Source organism: Mycolicibacterium sp. XJ879 (genome assembly GCF_053483935.1).
Genome location: NZ_JBEFTH010000009.1, coordinates 1 through 15,643 on the forward strand (window position 1 = coordinate 1; position 15,643 = coordinate 15,643).

General features: G+C 67.9%; 15 protein-coding genes. 3 read left to right on the forward strand and 12 right to left on the reverse strand.

Annotated elements, in window-relative coordinates; translation table 11 throughout:
* From pgl to tkt, 5 genes are all read right to left on the reverse strand, one after another.
* On the reverse strand, positions 1-725 hold a 725-nt coding region (pgl, locus tag ABQF13_RS18930), incomplete at its 3' end, for a 6-phosphogluconolactonase (RefSeq protein WP_448394322.1).
* Positions 722-1,630, reverse strand: a complete 909-nt coding sequence (gene opcA / locus ABQF13_RS18935; RefSeq protein WP_448394323.1) for a glucose-6-phosphate dehydrogenase assembly protein OpcA — start codon at positions 1,628-1,630, stop codon at positions 722-724. The genes pgl and opcA, both read right to left, overlap by 4 nt.
* Entirely contained in the window at positions 1,627-3,186 is a 1,560-nt protein-coding gene (zwf, locus tag ABQF13_RS18940; RefSeq protein ID WP_448394324.1) for a glucose-6-phosphate dehydrogenase, read from the reverse strand. Before zwf ends, opcA begins: the two co-directional genes overlap by 4 nt.
* On the reverse strand, positions 3,183-4,322 hold the full coding sequence (gene tal, locus ABQF13_RS18945) for a transaldolase (RefSeq protein ID WP_448394325.1): 1,140 nt from the start codon (positions 4,320-4,322) through the stop codon (positions 3,183-3,185). The genes zwf and tal overlap by 4 nt, the downstream gene beginning before the upstream one ends.
* Positions 4,323-4,341: 19 nt before the next feature.
* The gene (gene tkt / locus ABQF13_RS18950; RefSeq protein ID WP_448394326.1) at positions 4,342-6,432 is read right to left on the reverse strand and encodes a transketolase; all 2,091 of its coding nucleotides are present in this window, start codon (positions 6,430-6,432) and stop codon (positions 4,342-4,344) included.
* A gap of 185 nt (positions 6,433-6,617) precedes the next feature.
* Between tkt and ABQF13_RS18955 the strand changes: the two genes are divergently transcribed.
* A complete protein-coding gene (locus tag ABQF13_RS18955; protein ID WP_448394327.1) occupies positions 6,618-7,574 on the forward strand; it encodes a heme o synthase in 957 nt (318 codons plus the stop codon).
* Positions 7,575-7,592: 18 nt separating this feature from the next.
* On the opposite strand, the gene ABQF13_RS18960 is transcribed toward ABQF13_RS18955, so the two are convergent.
* Positions 7,593-8,564, reverse strand: coding sequence for a quinone oxidoreductase family protein (locus ABQF13_RS18960; RefSeq protein WP_448394492.1), 972 nt, complete (start codon positions 8,562-8,564; stop codon positions 7,593-7,595).
* A gap of 29 nt (positions 8,565-8,593) precedes the next feature.
* Between ABQF13_RS18960 and ABQF13_RS18965 the strand changes: the two genes are divergently transcribed.
* A complete protein-coding gene (locus tag ABQF13_RS18965) occupies positions 8,594-9,259 on the forward strand; it encodes a DcsG N-terminal domain-containing protein (RefSeq protein WP_448394328.1) in 666 nt (221 codons plus the stop codon).
* On the opposite strand, the gene ABQF13_RS18970 is transcribed toward ABQF13_RS18965, so the two are convergent.
* The 3 genes from ABQF13_RS18970 to ABQF13_RS18980 are packed head-to-tail and all read right to left on the reverse strand — an operon-like array spanning position 9,209 to position 11,455.
* Complete coding sequence (locus ABQF13_RS18970) at positions 9,209-10,159, reverse strand: COX15/CtaA family protein (protein WP_448394329.1); 951 nt, start codon at positions 10,157-10,159, stop codon at positions 9,209-9,211. The genes ABQF13_RS18965 and ABQF13_RS18970 overlap by 51 nt on opposite strands.
* Before the next feature lie 46 nt (positions 10,160-10,205).
* Positions 10,206-10,883, reverse strand: coding sequence for a DUF429 domain-containing protein (locus tag ABQF13_RS18975; RefSeq protein WP_448394330.1), 678 nt, complete (start codon positions 10,881-10,883; stop codon positions 10,206-10,208).
* Positions 10,880-11,455, reverse strand: coding sequence for a TetR/AcrR family transcriptional regulator (locus ABQF13_RS18980; protein ID WP_448394331.1), 576 nt, complete (start codon positions 11,453-11,455; stop codon positions 10,880-10,882). The genes ABQF13_RS18975 and ABQF13_RS18980 overlap by 4 nt, the downstream gene beginning before the upstream one ends.
* A gap of 89 nt (positions 11,456-11,544) precedes the next feature.
* Here ABQF13_RS18980 and ABQF13_RS18985 point away from each other — a divergent pair, with 89 nt between their 5' ends.
* Positions 11,545-12,228 (forward strand): hypothetical protein, encoded by a 684-nt coding sequence (locus ABQF13_RS18985; protein WP_448394332.1) that lies wholly within the window; start codon positions 11,545-11,547, stop codon positions 12,226-12,228.
* Here ABQF13_RS18985 and ABQF13_RS18990 read toward each other — a convergent pair.
* Genes ABQF13_RS18990 through mptB form a run of 3 tightly spaced genes read right to left on the reverse strand, consistent with a single transcriptional unit; the run spans position 12,142 to position 15,556 of the window.
* A complete protein-coding gene (locus ABQF13_RS18990; protein ID WP_448394333.1) occupies positions 12,142-12,921 on the reverse strand; it encodes an ABC transporter permease in 780 nt (259 codons plus the stop codon). The genes ABQF13_RS18985 and ABQF13_RS18990 overlap by 87 nt on opposite strands.
* Complete coding sequence (locus ABQF13_RS18995) at positions 12,918-13,826, reverse strand: ABC transporter ATP-binding protein (RefSeq protein ID WP_448394493.1); 909 nt, start codon at positions 13,824-13,826, stop codon at positions 12,918-12,920. Before ABQF13_RS18995 ends, ABQF13_RS18990 begins: the two co-directional genes overlap by 4 nt.
* 32 nt (positions 13,827-13,858) lie before the next feature.
* Complete coding sequence (gene mptB / locus ABQF13_RS19000) at positions 13,859-15,556, reverse strand: polyprenol phosphomannose-dependent alpha 1,6 mannosyltransferase MptB (protein ID WP_448394334.1); 1,698 nt, start codon at positions 15,554-15,556, stop codon at positions 13,859-13,861.
* Between the last annotated feature and the right edge of the window lie 87 nt (positions 15,557-15,643).

Genomic DNA, 15,643 nt, shown 5'->3' on the forward strand with positions numbered 1-15,643 from the left:
GCGGCGTCCTCGTCGAGCAGCCAGACCGTCGCTTCTCGACCGACCGCGCCCGCAGCCGGCCAATCGGCAGGGGTGGCACCGCCGACCGCGGCGGCCACCGCTTTAGCCTTGGCCCCGCCGGAGACCACCAGCCATACCTCCCGCGCCTGCTGCACCGCGGGCAGCGTCAGCGTGATGCGCTGCGGCGGCGGTTTGGGGGAGTCGTTGACGGCCACCACCATCCGGTCCTTCTCACGCACCGCAGCAGTGTGCGGAAACAGCGAGTTGATGTGGCCTTCTGGGCCCATGCCCAGCAGATGCACATCGAAGGCCGGAGCGGGCTCACCGTCTTCGGCGTTGGCGGCCAACTCCCGCTCGTAGTCCTGCGCGGCGGCCTCGATGTCGTCGCCGAACTGGCCGCCGCTGGCCGACATCGGGTGCACGTTGACATCGGGGATGTCGATGTGGTCCAGCAGCGCCTCGCGGGCCTGCTTGTAGTTGCGCTCGTCGTCGTCCTCGGGAACGAACCGATCATCGCCCCAGTACAGATGTACCTTCGTCCAGTCGATCCCGGAACTGCGCGCAGCGACGCGCTTGAGCAGGCCGATACCCGTACCGCCACCGGTCAACACGATGTGCGCGTTACCCCGCTCGGCGATCGCGTCGCCGATCGCACCGATCAGGCGATCACCTGCGGCCTCGACCAAAGCGGCGGTGTCCGGGTACTTCTCGACGATCGTGCTCACGTGTATTGCACCTTGCCTATGCCTTGTAGTGCTTCATGGTAGATCTCGTCTGGGTCCAGCCTGCGCATGTCTTCGGCAAGACACTCCTTGGCTTCTCTGCGCGCCAATGGAATTCGAGCCTCCGGCCTGCTGGTGCGGCTCAGCGTGGCGGTGACGCCATTCTGCGGCCGCTGCAGCGTGATCGTCTCGCCGCTGCGGACAAGTTCCACCTTGAGGTCACCCGACACCCGCCGTACTGGGCCGCCGATTCTACTGGCCAGCCAACCCGCCAGGATGTCCAGCGCGGGTTCGTTGCTGAGACCCGACACCAGCGCCGAGGTGATCGGCTCATGGGGATCCAGTTCGACGGCGGCAGCCAGCAGCGCCCGCCAGTAGGTGACCCGGCTCCACGCCAGATCGGTGTCGCCGTCGGCGTAGCCGTCCAGGCGGCTCTTGATCGTCGCCAGCGGATCAGCGCTGGCCGTGGCGTCCGTGATGCGTCGAATCGCCAACTTGCCCAATGGATCCTGCGCGGGCACCGGTGGCGCAGCGGTGGGCCACCAAGCCACCACCGGGGTATCGGGAAGCAGGAAGGGAAGCACCACGCTGTCGGCGTGCTCGGCGAGGTCACCATGCAGGCGCAGCACCACCACCTCACCGGCGCCCGCATCGGCGCCGACGCGAATCTCACCGTCCAGCCTAGGTTGCGGCGCGCCGCGATCGCCTGCGACCGCGACGATCACCCGGCACGGGTGCTCACGGCTGGCGTAGTTGGCCGCCTCGACGGCGTCCTCGAGACATCCATCGTCTGCTGCGATGACCAGCGTCAGCACCCGGCTGAGCGTTATCGCGCCACCTTCTTCACGCAACCCGGTGATCTTCTTGCTGATTTCGGTGGTGGTGGTGTCGGGCAGTTCGACGATCACGGCCGCCTCCATTCCCGGCCCATTTGATGCAGCATGTCGAACGCCGAAGACGGGCCCCAGGTGCCCGCCTCATAGGGTTCCGGTTTGCCGTGGGCAGCCCAATCGTTCAGTACGGGATCAAGGATCTCCCAAGATAATTCGACTTCGGCGTTCACGGGGAACAGCGAGGGCTCACCCAACAACACATCGAGGATCAGCCGCTCATAAGCCTCGGGGGAGTCCTCGGCGAACGCCGAACCGTAGGAGAAATCCATGTTGACGTCACGGACTTCCATCTGGCTGCCCGGCACCTTGGACCCGAACCGCGTGGTGATGCCCTCGTCGGGCTGGATCCGGATCACCAGCGCGTTCTGCCCGAGTTCCTCCGTCATGGTCTTGTCGAACGGCAGAAACGGCGCCTTCTTGAAGATAAGTGCGACCTCGGTGACCCTGCGTGCCAAGCGTTTTCCGGTGCGTAGGAAGAACGGCACACCGGCCCAGCGCCGGTTGTCGACCTCGAGGGTGATCGCGGCGAAGGTCTCGGTCGCGGAATCCTTCGAGAAGCCTTCCTCTTCCAGCAGCCCGGGTACTTTCACGCTGCCTTGCCACCCGGCGGCGTACTGGCCGCGTGCGGTGGTCCGGTCCAAGGGTTGCATCAGCTGGGTCGCCGAGAGCACCTTGATCTTCTCGGCCTGCAGTTCACGCGGTCCGAAGTTGGCCGGCTCCTCCATGCACACCAGCGCCAGCAGCTGTAACAGGTGGTTCTGGATCACGTCCCTGGCGGCCCCGACCCCGTCGTAGTAGCCTGCCCGCCCGCCGAGCCCGATGTCTTCGGACATGGTGATCTGGACGCTGTCAACGTAGTTGGCGTTCCACACCGGCTCATACAGCTCGTTGGCGAAGCGCAACGCCAGAATGTTCTGCACCGTTTCCTTGCCGAGGTAGTGGTCGATCCGAAACACCGACTCCTCGGGAAACACGCTGTTGACCACGGCGTTGAGCTCGCGGGCGCTCTGCAGGTCATGGCCGAACGGTTTTTCGATGACCACTCGGCTCCAGTGGCCTTGCGCAGGACGGGCCAACCCGGTCCTCTGCAGTTGCTCGCACACCACCTGAAAAGAATTGGGCGGGATGGAGAGGTAGAACGCGTGGTTGCCGGCGGTGCCCCGTTCGGCGTCCAGCTTCTCCAGCGTTTCGGCGAGCCGCACGAATGCCGCGTCGTCGTCGAAAGTGCCCTGGACGAACCGGATTCCCTCGGCCAAACGGTCCCAGACCTCTTGGCGAAACGGGGTACGCGCGTTCTTCTTGACGGCCTCATAGACCACCTCGCCGAAACTCTCGTCGGCCCAGTCGCGGCGAGCGAAGCCCACCAGGCTGAAGCTGGCGGGCAGCAGGCCACGGTTGGCCAGGTCGTAGATCGCCGGCATGAGTTTCTTGCGGGCGAGGTCGCCGGTGACGCCGAAGATCACCAGACCACAGGGGCCTGGGATGCGGGGCATTCGCTTATCCCGCTTGTCCCGCAGGGGATTACGCCATCCCGCACCGCCCGATGCGGCTCGCTGGGCCGCGGACGTCATTTGTTCGCGGCGTCGAGCTGACCCTGGGTAGCTTCGAGCAGCTCGAGCCATGACTTCTCGAACTTCTCAACTCCTTCGTCCTCCAGCACCCGGAACACGTCGGGCAGATCGATGCCGACGCCGCTGAGCTTGTCGAAGACGGCCTGCGACTCCGCGCCCTTGCCGGTCACCGTGTCGCCGCTGATGACGCCGTGGTCGGCGACCGCGTCGAGCGTCTGCTCCGGCATGGTGTTCACCGTGTGGGGGGCGACCAGCTCGGTGACGTAGAGCGTGTCGGCGTACTCGGGGTTCTTCACACCGGTGGACGCCCACAGCGGGCGCTGCACCCGTGCACCGTCGGCCTTGAGGGCCTCATAGCGTGAACCGCCGACGAACACTTCCTCGTACGCGGCGTAGGCGAGCCGGGCGTTGGCAACGCCGGCCTGACCGCGCAGCGCGAGGGCTGTGTCCTTCCCCGAGTCCGAGGCTATCTTCTCCAGCCGGTTGTCGATCTCGGTGTCGACCCGGGAGACGAAAAACGATGCCACCGAATGGATCTTGGACAGGTCGTGGCCGGCTTCCTTGGCCTTTTCCAGCCCGGCCAGGTATGCGTCCATCACCATGCGGTGCCGCTCGACGGAAAAGATCAGCGTGACGTTGACCGAAATACCTTCGGCCAGCACCGCGGTGATCGCGGGCAGCCCGGCCATGGTGGCCGGGATCTTGATGAACAGGTTGGGCCGGTCGACGATCTTCCACAGTTCCACGGCCTGCAGGATCGTCTTGTCGGTGTCGTGCGCCAGCCGCGGGTCGACCTCGATGGAAACCCGGCCGTCCACGCCGTCGGAGGCCTCGTGGGCCTTGGCGAGCACGTCGCAGGCATTGCGGACGTCGTCGGTGGTGACGGTGCGGACGGTGGCGTCCACATCGGCGCCTCGGCTGGCCAGTTCGTTCACCTGATCGTCGTAGGCGGTACCGTCCGAGAGCGCCTTCTGGAAGATCGTCGGGTTGGTCGTGACACCCACAACGCATTTGGTGTCGATCAACTCCTGCAAGTTGCCGGTCTGCAGCCGGTCTCGGGAGAGGTCGTCGAGCCATACCGACACTCCCGCAGCGGACAGCGCCGCCAGGTTGGGATTCTGGGTTTTTTCTGCCATTGCTCCTGAGCCTTTCACTTCAGTTGTCTAGCGATCGCTCCGCGGCGGCCACCACAGCTTCTGGGGTGAACCCGTACTCGCGGAACAACGTCTGGTAATCGGCGGATTCCCCGTAATGCTCGATCGATACGATCTCGCCGGTGTCGCCGACCAGTTTGTGCCAGCTCTGCGCGACCGCCGCCTCCACGGCAACGCGCGCAGACACCGCGGGCGGCAGCACGCTGTCGCGGTACTCGACCGGTTGCGCCTCGAACCACTCGACGCACGGCATCGACACCACCGTCGCGGTGACGCCCTTGTCGCCCAGCATCTTCTGGGCTGCCACGCACAGCTGCAACTCGGAGCCGGTGCCGATGAGCACGACGTCCGGTTGCTTGTCGGGGGCGCCGCCCAAGACGTACCCGCCCCTGGCAACGCCTTCGGCGTCCGTGCCCTCGAGCACCGGGATGGCCTGGCGGGTCAGGATCAGGCCGACGGGGCCGCTGTTGGCGCCGCGTTCGATGATCGTGCGCCAGGCGTAGGCGGTTTCGTTCGGGTCGCCAGGGCGCACCACGGACAGGTTCGGGATGGCGCGCAGCGCCGCGAGGTGTTCGATCGGTTGGTGGGTGGGGCCGTCCTCGCCGAGCCCGATCGAGTCGTGGGTCCAGATGTAGATGGTGTCGATGTCCATCAACGACGCCAACCGCACCGCGGCGCGCATGTAGTCGGAGAACTGCAGGAACGTACCGCCGAAGGCGCGGGTCGGTCCGTGCAGCACGATGCCGGACAGGATCGAGCCCATGGCGTGTTCACGCACACCGAAGTGCAGCACCCGACCGTACGGGTCCGCCGTGTAGTCCTTGGTCGAAATCGACGGCGGGCCAAAGGAGTTCGCGCCCTTGATGGTGGTGTTGTTACTGCCCGCCAGGTCGGCTGAGCCACCCCACAGCTCGGGCAGCTTCGACGCGACATCGTTGAGCACCTGGCCGAACGCGGCGCGGGTCGCGATGTCCTTGGAGCCGGGCTCCCAGTAGGTCAGGTCGGCGTCCCAGCCCGGTGGCAGCTCTTTGGCCAGCAGTCGGTCCAGCAGCGCCTTGCGTTGCGGTTCGCGCTGCGCCCAGGCGTCGAATTCGCTCTGCCACTTCTCGCGGGCCTCCTTGCCGCGATCGACCAACTTGCGGGTGTGCTCGATGACATCGGGGCGCACCTCGAAACTCTTGTCCGGGTCGAAGTCGAGGATCTTCTTGACCGCGGCGACTTCCTCCTCGCCGAGCGCGGCGCCGTGGGCCTTGCCGGTGTTCATCAGGTTGGGTGCGGGGTAGCCGATGATGGTGCGCAGCGCGATGAACGACGGTTTGTCGGTGACCTTCTTGGCCTCGGCGATCGCTTCCTCGAGCCCGACGACGTTCTCGCCGCCCTCGACTTCCTGCACGTGCCAGCCGTAGGCGCGGTAGCGGGCGGGGGTGTCCTCGGACAGCGCGATGTTGGTGTCGTCCTCGATCGAGATCTGATTGCTGTCGTAGAAGACGATCAGGTTGCCCAACTGCTGGGTGCCGGCCAGCGACGACGCCTCGCTGGTGACGCCCTCCTCGATGTCGCCGTCGGAGGCGATCACATAGATGTAGTGGTCGAACGGGCTGGTGCCGGGCGCGGCGTCGGGATCGAACAGCCCGCGCTCGTACCGCGACGCCATCGCCATCCCGACGGCGGAGGCCAGCCCCTGCCCCAGCGGGCCGGTGGTGATCTCAACGCCCTTGGTGTGCCGGAACTCCGGATGGCCGGGTGTCTTGGACTTGAAGGTGCGCAGCGCCTCGATGTCGGAGAGTTCGAGCCCGAAACCGCCCAGGTAGAGCTGGATGTACAGGGTCAGGCTGGAGTGGCCGGCCGACAGCACGAAACGGTCGCGGCCCAGCCAGTGCTGGTCGGTGGGGTCGTGGCGCATCTGGCGCTGAAACAGCGTGTAGGCCAGCGGAGCCAGGCTCATCGCCGTGCCGGGATGACCGTTGCCGCGCTTCTGGACCGCGTCGGCGGCAAGTACCCGCACCGTATCGACGGCGCGCGTATCGACCTCCGTCCAATCGTCCGGGTGGTGCGGGCGGGTGAGGGCGGAAATCTCGTCGAGTGTGGTCACTAGGCGCTCCTGGTCGAGGGTTGAGCTCGGCACGCTGCTCGTAAAAACACCCTAGTGCGGGATAGTCATCCAGTGCAGGCAGCAGCGGGAGGATATGGGGAGGATTAGGACGCCGTTCGGGTGCGGTCTACCATCGTCTGTAGTAGACGCTTCGCGTCGCCGGTATTTCGACAGGAGTGACCTGCGTGAACATTCGGGAAGGCCACCTCAACGAGGAGACGCTGGACCGGACGTCGGCTACCCAAAGCTTGCGGCGACAGTTCCTCGACAAGGTGCTCGGCTACATCTCGCTGACCAAGCCGCGCGTCATCGAGTTGCTTCTGGTCACCACCATCCCGGCGATGCTTCTGGCGAACCGCGGAACCGTCGACCCGCTGCTGATCCTCAACACCCTTGTCGGTGGCCTGCTGGCGGCCGCGGGCGCCAACACGCTCAACTGCGTCGCCGATGCCGACATCGACAAGGTGATGAAGCGCACCGAGCGCAGACCGCTGGCGCGGGCCACCGTGCCGCGCAGCCACGCGCTGGTGTTCGGCCTGGTGCTGTCGGTCGCGTCGTTCTTCTGGCTGTGGTGGACGACGAACCTGCTCTCGGCGCACCTGGCCGGCGCGACCATCGCCTTCTACGTGCTGGTGTACACGCTGCTGCTCAAACGCCGCACCTCGCAGAACGTCGTGTGGGGCGGGGCGGCCGGGTGCATGCCGGTGATGATCGGGTGGTCGGCGGTCACCGGCACCATCGCCTGGCCCGCGCTGGTGATGTTCGCGATCATCTTCTTCTGGACGCCGCCGCACACGTGGGCGCTGGCCATGCGGTACAAGGAGGACTACCGCGCCGCCGGGGTGCCGATGCTGCCCGCGGTGGCCACCGAGCGTCAGGTCACCAGACAGATCCTCATCTACACCTGGCTGACGGTCGGGGCGACGCTGGCGCTCGCGCCCGCAACCGGATGGCTGTACACGGCGGTGGCGCTGCTGGCGGGCGGCTGGTTCCTGGTGATGGCGCATCAACTCAACGCCGGGGTGCGCCGCGGTGAACCGGTCAAACCGTTGCGGCTGTTCCTGCAGTCCAACAACTATCTGGCCGTGGTGTTCTGCGCGCTGGCGATCGACTCGGTGCTCGCGCTGCCGACATTGTTCTGAGCGGGCTGACTCGCCCGGCTACGGCACCAGAACCACTGAGCCGAAGGTCTTTCGGCCCTCCAGGTCACTGTGCGCGGTTGCCGCGTCCTCGAGCCGGTAGCGTTCGCTGACCGTCACGTTGAGGGTGCCGTTGGCGATCGCCTCGAGCAGTTCTCCCGCGCGCCAGGCGAATTCATCGGGTGTGCGGGTGTAGTGCACCAGCGTGGGACGGGTCAAAAACACCGAACCCGAGGTGTTCAGCAACTGCGGGTCGAACGGCGGGACGGGCCCGCTGGCCGCGCCGAACAACGCCAGCGTGCCACGCACCGCCAAGCTGGCCAGGCTGGCGTCGAAGGTAGCCGCACCCACGCCGTCGTAGACGACCGAGACGCCGCCGTCGGTGAGGTCCTTGATCTGCGCGCCGAACTCGGCCGGATCGTCGGGGTAGTCCAGCACCTCGATCGCGCCTGCGTCGCGCGACATCTCGGCCTTCTCCGGCGTCGACACCGTCGTGATCACCTGGGCGGCCATGCTGGTGGCCCACTGCGTCAGGATCAACCCGACCCCGCCCGCGCCGGCGTGCACCAGCACGGCGTCACCCTGCTGCACCGGGTAGGTCGACTTGATCAGGTAGTGCGCAGTCATCCCCTTGAGCAAGGATGCGGCGGCCACCTCGGGGGCGACGACGTCGGGCACGTAAGCGCAGAAATCGGCTGCGGCGACGCTGTACTCGGCGTAGGCGCCGTTGGCCTGGGCGGTGACGACCCGGTCGCCGACCTTGAGCGCGGGAACGTTGTCGCCGACGGCCTCCACCGTGCCGCACACCTCGTTGCCGATGATGAACGGCGTCTCCCGCGGATACAGCCCGGAACGAAAGTAGGTGTCGAGGAAGTTCACGCCGATCGCGTCGGCCTTGATCAGCACCTCGCCAGGGCCGGGAGCGGGCTGCGGTTTCTCGACGTAGGTGAGGACCTCTGGTCCGCCCGTCTCGGTGATCTCGATAGCGTGCATGCTCACATCCTCCCAATATCCTTGCAGTTGTGAAGCTGGCCCGGCCCGACGTGTTCCATCCCCGCATCGTGCTAGCGGGTAGTACCGAGCTGCCCGCCGGGGACGGCGACGACGCCGGCCTGGTCGGGGCCCTGCGCGAGCACGGCCTGCACGCCCGGTGGCTGCCCTGGGATGATCCCGCCACCCTGGCAGCCGATCTGGTGATCCTGCGCGCGGCTGGCGCCGGCGAGGAGTTCCTGGCCTGGACCCGCCGGGTCCGCAACCTGCTGAACCCGCCGGCGGTGGTCGCCTGGAACACCGGCGCGCGGTATTTGCAGGATCTGGCCGACGCCGGCGTTCCGACAGCAACGCACGGCACCAAAGAGGTCTCGCTGGTGTTCCTCGGCGGTCGGCAGTCACACGCCTTCACCCGCCGGGCGCAGGCCGAACCGGACTTCGAGGTGTGGGACGTCGGCCACGCGGCCCTGGCGGCTGCAGCCGATCGTCTGCAGCTCGCACCGGCCGAGTTGCTCTACGCGCGCGTAGACCTGACCGGGGGGCCGCGTCTGCGCCGCCTCGACCTGGTCGCGCCGACGTTGGGCTGGGCACGGCTGGACCCGACCACCCGCGCTCGGCAGCAGCGGGTGTTCGTGCGCGGCGTGGAGTCAGCGCTGGACCGGCTCGGGCTCGGCCCGTTCTCGCATCGACGCCCATAGCGCGGCGGTGGCCGCGGTACACAACGCGGCGCCGGCGACGTGCACGGCCACCAGCGCCGCGGGCACGCCGGTGTAGAACTGTACGACGCCGACCAACCCTTGCGCGCACACCAACACCAGCAGCACCGCCAACCGGATCAGCACGGGGCGGGTGGTTTTCACCGCGAGCAGCCCGAAGCCCAGGCCAACCAGCAGCGCCAGATATGCCACCAGCAGCGACGAGTGCAGGTGCACCAGCGTGGTGATCTCGACCTCGAGCCGCGGGACCGGGCGGGTCGCGCTCTTGTCACCCGCATGCGGACCCGCGGCGGTGACCAGCGTGCCGGTCACCAGCACGGCGGCCAGTGCGACGCCGCTGAGAAATGTCAGCTGCCGCAACGGGTTCGGCGCTCGCCGGACCAGGACGCCGTCGTCGGGCTCGCCGATCTTGACGAACAGCAGCACCGCCAGCCACACCATCGTCATCGACGCCAGCAGGTGGATGGCCACCGTCCACCACAGCAGCCCGGTCAGCACCGTGATGCCGCCGATCACCGCCTGCACGACCGTCGATGCCGGCATCAGCCACGCATAGATCTGCACTTCGCGTCGCCGTCGGGCCCGGGTGACGGCGAGCACCGCGAGCGCGGCGGTGATCACCACCAGAAACGTCACCAACCGGTTGCCGAACTCGACCACCTGGTGCACGACCGGCACCTCGGCGACCGGAACCGGGGTGAAGCTGCCGGGGAAGCACTGCGGCCAGGTCGGACAACCCAGTCCGGACGCGGTGACGCGCACGATCGCGCCGGTGACCGAGATACCGCCCTGGGTCAGGATCACCAGGAAGGCGATGACACGCTGCGTCCGCAGGCTGGGCAGCGGCAGCAGGTCGACCAGCCGCAGAAAGACGCGTCGCACGCTCCGATGGTAGTTGAGGCCAACTACACGCCGTAGTAGCGGGTACTCAGTACCAGATCGCGATCAATTGGCCGTGCTCGTTGCGCTGCGGCGGATCCGGTACGCACACCGCCTCACCGCGCGCGATCCGGTCGGCGCTCCACGCCACCGCCGCGGCGTCCAGCACATCGTCGGCGGGCACCTGCCCGACCTCGGCGCCGAGGTCCTCCGGAACCACGACCCCGGCCTGGGCCAGCACCCGTAACCGCGCTCGCTGTCCGCGCCAGGTCTTCTTGGCACCGTCCTCGAAGCGCAACCCCAGCCGCTGAAACGACAACTCCGGGTGGACCTCGTGCAGCGCTGTGCCGGTGTCGTAAAGCCGGTTGGCCTCAAGTACTTTCGCGCGCAGTCCCCATGCCTGCCTGCTGGGCATCCAGCCTGCCAGAGCCTTGCAGCGACGCTTGGCCGCGTCGTAGTCGGGTTCGTCGAAGACCGGCCGCGGCGGCGTGATGTACACGCTGGCGCCGCGACGGCCGAGCATCGCGCGCGCTGCGCGGTCCGCGGTGCGTTCCCCGGACTGCACCAGCCCGAGTGGGATGTCGACGGCGACGACGTCCGCGTCGGTGAGGCGCGCGACGAGATCGTCGAGCCTCACGGCGAAGTGCGCGTCGGCGAATCCGGCGTCGTGCAGCTCCACGCCGACCCAGCCGGCGCGGCAGGCGTCCACGCCCAGCACGCACGTCATCGCCGGCGGGGCGCCACGAACGGCACCAGCACCTCGTCGACGAGCTGCACGACCAACTCGTCGGTGATCGGGTCGCCGGTGATCAGCAGCCGGTGCCACAACACGCTCTGGCCCAGCTCGCGGGCGATCTCCACGGGGACGTCGGCGCGGACGTCGCCACGCTCGATGCCGCGGGTCAGCAGGGCTGCCATCTCCTGCTTGCGCCAGCCGATGACGTCGTTGCGGAACGCCTCGGACAGCGCTGGGTCCTGCGCCGTCGCGGCGACCGCGGCGCGCAGCACCGCCGCGTCGGGCCCGGTGAACAGCGCCGCCCAGCCGCGCAGCACGCTGAGCATGTCGGTCCGGTAGCTGCCCGTGTCGGAATGCGGGATCGACGTCGTCGCGATGCGTAGCAACGTATCTCGCAGCAGTGTCGCCGCGTCGGGCCATCTTCGGTACAGCACCGGCTTGCTGGTCTGGGCGGCGGCGGCCACGGCTTCCATCGTCACGGCTGCCGGACCGTGCTCGGCCAACAGGCCGAGCACCGCGGTGCGGATGGCGGTGTCCAGTTCGTCGCCGCGCCGTCGCTGCATCGATATCCCCTAGGAAACGCTTGCGTATCTTAGCGCCGGAGCCTAACGTACCGAATATAAGAAACGAACCCGTATCTTGGAGGTCCGTCATGGCCCGGTCAGTGCTCTACCCGCTGCGTTCGGTCGACACCGCGACGGTCCGGTACGCGAGCTTTCCGCACCACCGGCGACGAGTCACGATCGTGCACCGCCCGCTGCCCGGGGTCACCCCGGCGATGCTGCTGGATTGGTTCACCCACCTCGGCGAAACCATGCGCTACGGCGGTGAGGTCATCGACCGCTATCTCGCCTGGCATCCCATCGACCACATCGCATGGGAACTCGCCAAGGCGGCGCCCGGCGGCGGCGCCGCCGAGGGCGCGCGCTTTCGCATCGTGGAGGCGTTCGGTGCCCGGCCGGAGTTCCGCGTCGACGTCGTGGAACGGGTCGAGAAACTCGACGAAACCGGGATCCGCCTGGTGCAGCGCCTCGGCGGGGTGGTGATCTTCGCGCTGGAGCACACCTGGTCGGCGGGTTCCGAAGGCACCCATTACGTCAGCGTGATGGACGTCGGGGCGCGCCCGGCGCTGATGGCGCCGGTCAACCGGGTGTTACGGCGCAAACTCCCCGACGAGATGCTCACCGCGTGGGTGAAACACAACATCGAGGAGGTCGGTCAGCTGGAGTATCTGCTGCCCGCGCTGGGCTCAAGTGAACCGGAACCAGCGCAGCGCGCACAACGCGGCCACCAGACCCCACACCGCGAGCACCAGCAGGCCGAACCAATCCACTGACACCGTCATCGCCTGCGACAGCGCCTCGGTCAACGCGCCCGACGGGGTCAGCCGGGCCACCCACTGGACCGCCTGCGGCACCATGCCGCCCTCCAAAGTCAGCGCACCGAGCCCGGCGAAGACGAACCACAGCAGGTTGGCCACCGCCAGCACGATCTCGGCGCGCAGCGTGCCGCCCAGCAGCAGACCCAACGCAGCAAACCCTGCGGTGCCCAGCGCGATGACCGCCGCGCCGAGCGCCAACCCGGCCAGCTCCGGCCGCCAGCCCAGCGCAAAGCCGATGCCGCCCAACACAATCGACTGCAGGAAAACCACCGCCACCACGGCCAGTGACTTGCCTGCGATGATGCCCCACACCGGAAGGGCGGTGGCCCCCAGCCGTTTGAGCGCGCCGTAGCGGCGATCGAACGCCACCGCGATCGCCTGGCCGGTGAACGCCGTGGAGATCACCGCCAGCGCCATGATCGCCGGCACGAACGTCGCCGCGCGGTCCGGGCCGAACGAGCCCAGCGGCAGCACGATCAACCCGATGAGCAGCGTGATCGGGATGAACATCGTCAGCAGCAGCTGTTCGCCGTTGCGCAACAACAACCGCAGCTCCAGCCCGAACTGGGCAGCCAGCATCTTCGACACCGCGGCCGGGCGAGGATCGGGCGAGAACGTGCCTGGCGCAAAACGATTCGGAGTGGTCACGGGCGCAGCTCCCTGCCGGTGAGGTCGAGGAACACGTCTTCGAGGCTGCGCTGTTCCACGCGCATATCGGTGGCCAGCACGTCGAGCCGAGCGCACCACGCCGTCACGGTGGCCAGCACCTGCGGGTCGATCGCACCCTCGACGAGGTACTCGCCGGGAGAGGTTTCGGTGGCTTTGTAGCTCTCCGGCAGCGCCGAGATCAGCAGCGAAAGGTCGAGCCGGCGCGGCGCGCGGAACCGCAGCTGGTTCTCCGCACCGCTGCGCATCAGCTCCTCGGGCGTGCCGGTCGCCACCGGCGATCCGTTGTCGATGATCAGGATCCGGTCGGCCAGCTCCTCGGCCTCGGTGAGCTGGTGGGTGGTCAACACCACCGTCACCCCGTCGCGGCGCAACCCGTCGATCAACTCCCACACCACGATCCGGGCGTGGGCGTCCAGACCGGCCGTCGGCTCGTCGAGGAACACCAGCTCCGGACGTCCGACGACCGCGCACGCCAGCGCCAGCCGCTGCTGCTGGCCCCCGGACAGCCGCCGATAGGTCGTCCGCGCTGCTTCGGTCAGCCCCAACGTCTGCATCAACCACTGCGGATCGAGCGGGTTGGCGGCGTAGGCGGCGACGAGGTCGAGCATCTCACCGGCGCGGGCTGCGGGATAGCCGCCCCCGCCCTGCAGCATCACACCGATGCGTGCGCGCACCTGCGCGTTGTCGTCGAACGGATCGAGGCCGAGGATCTCGATGGTGCCGGAGTCGGGTTTGAGAAACCCCTCGCACATCTCGACCGTAGTGGTTTTCCCCGCCCCGTTGGGGCCGAGCAGTGCGAACACCTCGGCGGTGTGCACCTCGAGGTCGAGGTTCGACACCGCGGTCGTCGAGCCGTACCGCTTGCTGACTCCGCGCAGGCGCACGGGAGCGGACGACGCCCGCGATCCAGGGTGGCTCACGGGGAATCAGCGTAGGCGTCGGGCTTCACCGAAGGTGGGGGCGGTGGCGAGGGCTGATCGTGGGGCGCCGGCTCATCGGTGGTGGGTAGTTTGCGCCAGGGTAGGCGGTTGTGGGACAGCATCATCAACAGCAGCACCGTCACGGTGCTCGCCACCACGGCAAGCAGGATCTGGAAAAGCGTGAACCGGTCGCCGTTGGCGGTCGGGCCGAAGATGCCGACCACCAGCGTCACCACGATCGTCGTGCCGCGGAACGCCGGCCGGGTGGCCCAGGCCGCAAGGGGGATCACCGCCCACAGCACGTACCAGGGCTGCACCACGGGGAACAGCAGCACCGTCATACCGAGCGCGACGCCGAGCCCGCCGACGGGGTGCAACTTGCCCCGCAGCACGGCCAGCAGCAGCCAGGTGACCAGGATCGCGATGATGAGGACGCCGATGCCGCGGGCCAGGCCGAGGATGGCGGTGGTGTGATCGCCGAGCCCCAACAGGATGCCGACCTGACCGGTGCCCAGGGCCAGCAGCGTGGGCAGTGACATCCAACTGCGCACGACGTTGGCCGTGCCCAGCGTGAACAGCCACCCGAAGCCCAGCCCGCTGGCCCAGCCGATCAACGCCATCACCGCCACGCAGATCGCGGCCAGCGACCCTCCGGAGGCGAAGAACGCCTTGACCGTGCCGCCCCAGCGGTGCGCCAGCGCCATCGCCACAAAGCCCAGCGCCAGCAGCGACGGCAGCTTGACCTGCGACGACATCGTGATGAGCACGACGCCGAGCAGCAGCATCGCCAGCGGGTACCACTGCGCCCACTCCTCGCGGCTGCGGGGCCATGTCATCGGGTGCGGAAAAAGGGAGCTGGCGGCGTCGACGCCGCGCAGCGCGAACTCCGTGCCCGCCAGCATCAGGCCCAGCATCAGCGCCTCGTTGTGGATGCCCGCAACCAGATGCATGATCAGCAGCGGGTTGGCCGCACCCAGCCACAGCGCGCTGACCTCGGCCACCCCGCACCTGCGCGCGAGCCGCGGGGTCGCCCACATGATGAGCGCGACACCAAGCAGCACTACCAGCCGGTGGCAGAGCACCGCGGCGACGATGTTCTCGCCGGTGATCTCGGATATGCCCTCGCCCAGCCAGACGAACAGCGGGCCGTAGGGCGCGGGGGTCTCGCGCCACATGGTCGGCACCGACAGCGTGAACACGTGATCGAGGCCCAGCCCAGTGGCCGGCCCGACCAGGTACGGATCGAGGCCCTTGCTCGCGATTTCGCTTTGGGCCAGGTAGGAGTACACGTCGCGGCTGTACATCGGCGGGGCGATGAGCAGCGGCGTCACCCACAGCAACAGGGTGCGGTCGAGCTGGCTGCGCGACATGCGGCGATCGCCGAGGACGAAGCGGCCCAGCATCAGCCAGGCCAGCGCCATCATCACCGCGCCGGTGGTGGTCATGGTCAGCGACACGGTCTGAAGCCGGGACGGCAGGTTGAGCAGCCGCACCCCGAAGGTAGGGTCCTGGACGACCGGGCGGGCGCCGACGCCCAGCGCCCCGATGGCCATCAGCACGGTGCCGGTGGCTCCGAAAACCCGGGTCCGCCGCAGCGCGATGACCTCGGCGTCGTTCAGTGGCGAGCCGACCGGCCGCTCGTCGGCGTGCCAGCGGGCGATCGACGAGGACAGGGACTTGAGGCGGGCAGCCACCACAGCAGCGTAGCGGCCCGGAATCGGTGGTCTCAGGCACGTTCGCGGCGGCTAAGGGTGCCCTTGCTTTACATGTGTTTTCGAATT

Bases quoted from the DNA above. Each gene is read 5' to 3' on its own strand.
- tal (WP_448394325.1), bottom strand. From the start codon at position 4,322: ATGGCAGAAAAAACCCAGAATCCCAACCTGGCGGCGCTGTCCGCTGCG.
- ABQF13_RS18975 (WP_448394330.1), bottom strand. From the start codon at position 10,883: ATGACGTGCGTGCTGGGCGTGGACGCCTGCCGCGCCGGCTGGGTCGGC.
- ABQF13_RS18985 (WP_448394332.1), top strand. From the start codon at position 11,545: ATGGCCCGGTCAGTGCTCTACCCGCTGCGTTCGGTCGACACCGCGACG.
- ABQF13_RS18960 (WP_448394492.1), bottom strand. From the start codon at position 8,564: ATGCACGCTATCGAGATCACCGAGACGGGCGGACCAGAGGTCCTCACC.
- ABQF13_RS18980 (WP_448394331.1), bottom strand. From the start codon at position 11,455: ATGCAGCGACGGCGCGGCGACGAACTGGACACCGCCATCCGCACCGCG.
- zwf (WP_448394324.1), bottom strand. From the start codon at position 3,186: ATGACGTCCGCGGCCCAGCGAGCCGCATCGGGCGGTGCGGGATGGCGT.